General features: G+C 72.5%; 4 protein-coding genes. 1 reads left to right on the plus strand and 3 read right to left on the minus strand.

All coding sequences use genetic code 11. The annotated features are described in order from the left end of the window. From ACFW2E_RS41995 to ACFW2E_RS42005, 3 genes are all read right to left on the minus strand, one after another. Nucleotides 1-581 (minus strand): serine hydrolase domain-containing protein (locus tag ACFW2E_RS41995; RefSeq protein WP_384475979.1); only part of this gene is annotated, 581 nt, incomplete at its 3' end. After that, nucleotides 578-1,684, minus strand: a complete 1,107-nt coding sequence (locus ACFW2E_RS42000; protein ID WP_384475981.1) for an ABC transporter ATP-binding protein — start codon at nt 1,682-1,684, stop codon at nt 578-580. The genes ACFW2E_RS41995 and ACFW2E_RS42000, both read right to left, overlap by 4 nt. Further along, entirely contained in the window at nt 1,681-2,679 is a 999-nt protein-coding gene (locus ACFW2E_RS42005) for an ABC transporter ATP-binding protein (RefSeq protein WP_384475984.1), read from the minus strand. The genes ACFW2E_RS42000 and ACFW2E_RS42005 overlap by 4 nt, the downstream gene beginning before the upstream one ends. Before the next feature lie 216 nt (nt 2,680-2,895). On the opposite strand from ACFW2E_RS42005, the gene ACFW2E_RS42010 reads away from it, so the two are divergent. Beyond that, the gene (locus ACFW2E_RS42010) at nt 2,896-3,399 is read left to right on the plus strand and encodes an EamA/RhaT family transporter (RefSeq protein WP_384475987.1); all 504 of its coding nucleotides are present in this window, start codon (nt 2,896-2,898) and stop codon (nt 3,397-3,399) included. Nucleotides 3,400-3,577: the final 178 nt, after the last annotated feature.

Here is a 3,577-nt window from a genome sequence, read left to right on the forward strand (position 1 = left end):
GGGGGATGGTGCTCGGGGCGCCCGTCGGGGGGGGGGTGGCGGTGCGGCGCGGCGTGGTGGTGCCCCCGCCTGTGCCCGTCCCCAACCCCCACCCCCCGGCCGGCGACGCCGAAACCGGTGTTGCAGTACGACTGGGTGGCACCGATGGGGTGCGACTGGCCGAGATCCGCGCACCGGGCCACGAACCGCTCCAGCACGTCGTCCCCGCGGCCGACGTCAGTGAAGACGTCGCCCTGGATGCCGCTGGTATGGGTGAGCAGGTGGCGCATCGTCACCGACGCGGTCACGTCCGGGTCGGCCACCTTGAACTCCGGCAGCACCTTCACCACCGGATCGTCGAGGTCGAGCAGCCCCTCGTCCATCAGTTGCATCACAAGGGCGGTGGTCAGGGTCTTGGTGATGGAACCGATCTGGAACAGCGAATCGGTCGTGGTCTCCACTCCCGTACCCCGGTTGAGCACGCCCGCCGCCGCGAGAACGGTCCGGCCGCCCGCGTGGACGGCCAGGGAGGCGCCGGGTACGCGGTACTCGCGGGCGAGCTCTTCGAGCCGTCGGCCGAGTTCTTCCTGGTCCAGTGTCAAGGTTGCTCCTTCGTCGCGGTCTCTTCATCGGTGGCGGCCATCGCGGCGAGCGAGGCGTGCCCACCGTTCGACGGGCCGTGGTGTTCTTCGGCGATCCCCGCGGCGTGCGGGGTGGGGCCGGTCGCCATGACGCCGACGGCCGCCGCCAGGTCGCCGGCGAAGTGGCAGGCGGCCCGGTGGGGCCGCCCCGCCGCGTCGAGCTGCGGGTCCAGGGTCAGGCACACCGAACGGGAGGCGTTCGCGCGCGGCCCGACGGGGCAGCGGGGGTGGAAACGGCAGCCCTGCGGAGGACGGTGGGGATCGGGGGCGTCCAGGTCCCCGGACGGCGTGTTGATATCGCGCCAGGAACGGCCGAGCCGGGGCACGGCTGCCAGCAGGGCCCTGGTGTACGGGTGGCGGGGCTGGGAGAGGAGCTGCTCGGTGGGCGCAGCCTCCACGATGCGGCCCAGGTACATCACGGCGATGACGTCGCTGACGTACCGGACCACCTCGAGGTTGTGTGAGATGAACAGCATCGAGGTGCCGGAGCGGGCCTGGATGTCGCGGACGAGGTTGAGCACCGCGCCCTGCACGGAGACATCGAGGGCACTGGTGATCTCGTCGGCGATGATGACGTCGGGGCGCACCGCGAGCGCCCGCGCGAGTGCCACCCGCTGCCGCTGGCCGCCCGACAGGCGCCTGGGGAACATGCCCGCATGCTCCGGGGACAGGGCGACCAGATCCAGCAGCCGGCCGATCTCCTGGCCGCGCTGCTGGCGTGTCAGGCACGCACCGGCGCGGGCCCGTAGCGCCTCGTCCACGGTCGCCCCGACCGTCATCCGCGGATTGAGCGAGGCGTACGGGTCCTGGAAGACCATCTGGATCCGCCGGAGGCGGCCCGTGTCCGCGGCGATGTCCTCGTCGTCCAGCAGGACCTGGCCCGCGGTGATGGGAGCGAGTCCGACGATGGCGCGGGCGAGTGTCGACTTACCCGAGCCCGACTCACCCACCAGGCTGACGATCCTTCCCGGGGGCACGGTGAGGCTCACGCCGTCGACCGCCGTCATGGCTCGGCGGCCCCGCCCGTACCGTACGGTCAGCCCTTCGATCCGCAGTCCGGTCATGCCGGCCCCGCCTCGGCGGTCGTCGTGTCGGTACGGTCCGCCGGATCCGGCGGACGCGGGTGCCAGCAGGCGACCCGCCGCCCGTCCCGGAACTCAAGTGGCGGCTGCTGGCTGTGGCACTTGTCCGATGCGAACCGGCAGCGCGGTGCGAAGGCGCAGCCGGGGGGCAGATCGAGGGGCTGCGGGGGCCGGCCGGGGATGGTGGCCAGCGGCTGGTCCCGGTCGCTGCCCATGTGGGGAACGGCCGCCAGGAGCGCCTCGGTGTAGGGATGGGCGGGGCCGGCGAGCAGGGAGCCGACCCCGATGTCCTCGACGATCCGGCCTGCGTACATCACCACCACCCGTCGGCACAACGAGGTGACGACCGAGATGTCGTGCGAGATCATCAGGATCGCGGCTCCGGTGTCCGCGTTGATCCGGCCCAGGAGCCGCACGATCTGTTCCTGCACGGTCACGTCGAGCGCGGTGGTCGGCTCGTCGGCGATGATCAGTTCGGGTTCTCCCATCAACCCCATGGCGATCATGGCGCGCTGTCGCATGCCGCCGGACAGCTCGTGCGGGTACTGGGCCATCCTGATGGCAGGGCTGGGCACGCGTACCTGGTGCAGCCGGTCCCGTGCGAGCCGCATCGCCTCCGCGCGCGGCAGGCCGAGGTGGACCTCGCTGGCCTCGGTGAGTTGACGCCCCATCTTCAGCGCGGGGTTGAAGGAGCTCAGCGGGTCCTGGAAGACCACCGCGGTCATCGAACCCAGAAGCCTGCGCTGCTCGGGTGCGCGCAACGTCCCGGGGTCCCGTCCGGCGATCTCCATCCGGCCGGCGATGACCCGGCCCGGCTCCGGCACGAGCCCGGCGATCGCCATGGCCGTCAGTGTCTTGCCACTGCCCGACTCACCGACGATGCCGACCGTCTCGCCGTGCCGGACGTCCAGGGTGACACCCCGGACGGTGTGCACCGGTCCGTCCGGGCTGGGAAAGGCGACCGAAAGGTCGTGCACGCGCAACGCGTACGCGGCGGCGTCGGGCCTGGGTACGGCGGCCTCCTGCCCGGTCGTCCCGGCCTGCGGTCGGCCCGCGGCGGTGCGGCGCAGTGCCCCACCGAGCCGGCGGCCGCCCGCCGAGCCGGGGGCGGCGGCCCGGGGGCGGGGCCGGGGGGGCGGGGGGGGGGCCCGGCCCCCCACCGCCCCGTGCGGCGCGCGCCAAAAACTCGACCCGTGAGCGCAGAGAACGGCAAGAACGGCACCCCGGACACCCCCGCGGGCCCCCGCCCCGAACCCCTCCGGTTCTACGGCACGACCTGGGTCCACCACGACAACGGCTACACCGCCCGTCGGGTGGGCCTCGCCGTCGGCTCCCTCGCCGCGGCGGCCGCCGCCTGCTTCGTGCTCCGCGTCGCCTACCAGGGCCTCCAGATCGCCGACATCGGCAGCTTCGTCTCGCTGCTGATGATCGTGATGTTCGCGGTCTGCAGCGCCCTCGCCTTCCGCCACACCTGGTCCTCCTTCGGCATCCGCCCCGACCCCGACCGCCAGTCCTCCCTCCGCGGACTGCTGGCCATCGGCTTCGTCGGCTCCCTCCTCGCCTACTTCTTCCGCACCTTCGCCGAGGCCCCGGGCGAGAAACTGCACCGCGCGGAGTACGAGAAGGCCCGCGAGGAGTACGAGAAGCGAACCACCCGCCGCTCGGGCAACCCCTCCAAGAAGCAGCGCCGCCGCTGACACCGCCCACCGCACGCCGTCATCGCCGTCGCAGACACCGTCGCGACGCACGCCGCGCACCCCACGCCGTCCGCCGTCACCGCGGGCCCGTCACCACGCCGCACACCCTGTCTCTTTAAAACAAAACCCAGCCCCCCAGAAAATGTAACTCGCGGTTTTGGGGGGGGTGGGGGTGGAT

This window comes from Streptomyces sp. NPDC058964 (genome assembly GCF_042741275.1).
In the GTDB taxonomy this organism is placed as follows: Bacteria; Actinomycetota; Actinomycetes; order Streptomycetales; family Streptomycetaceae; genus Streptomyces.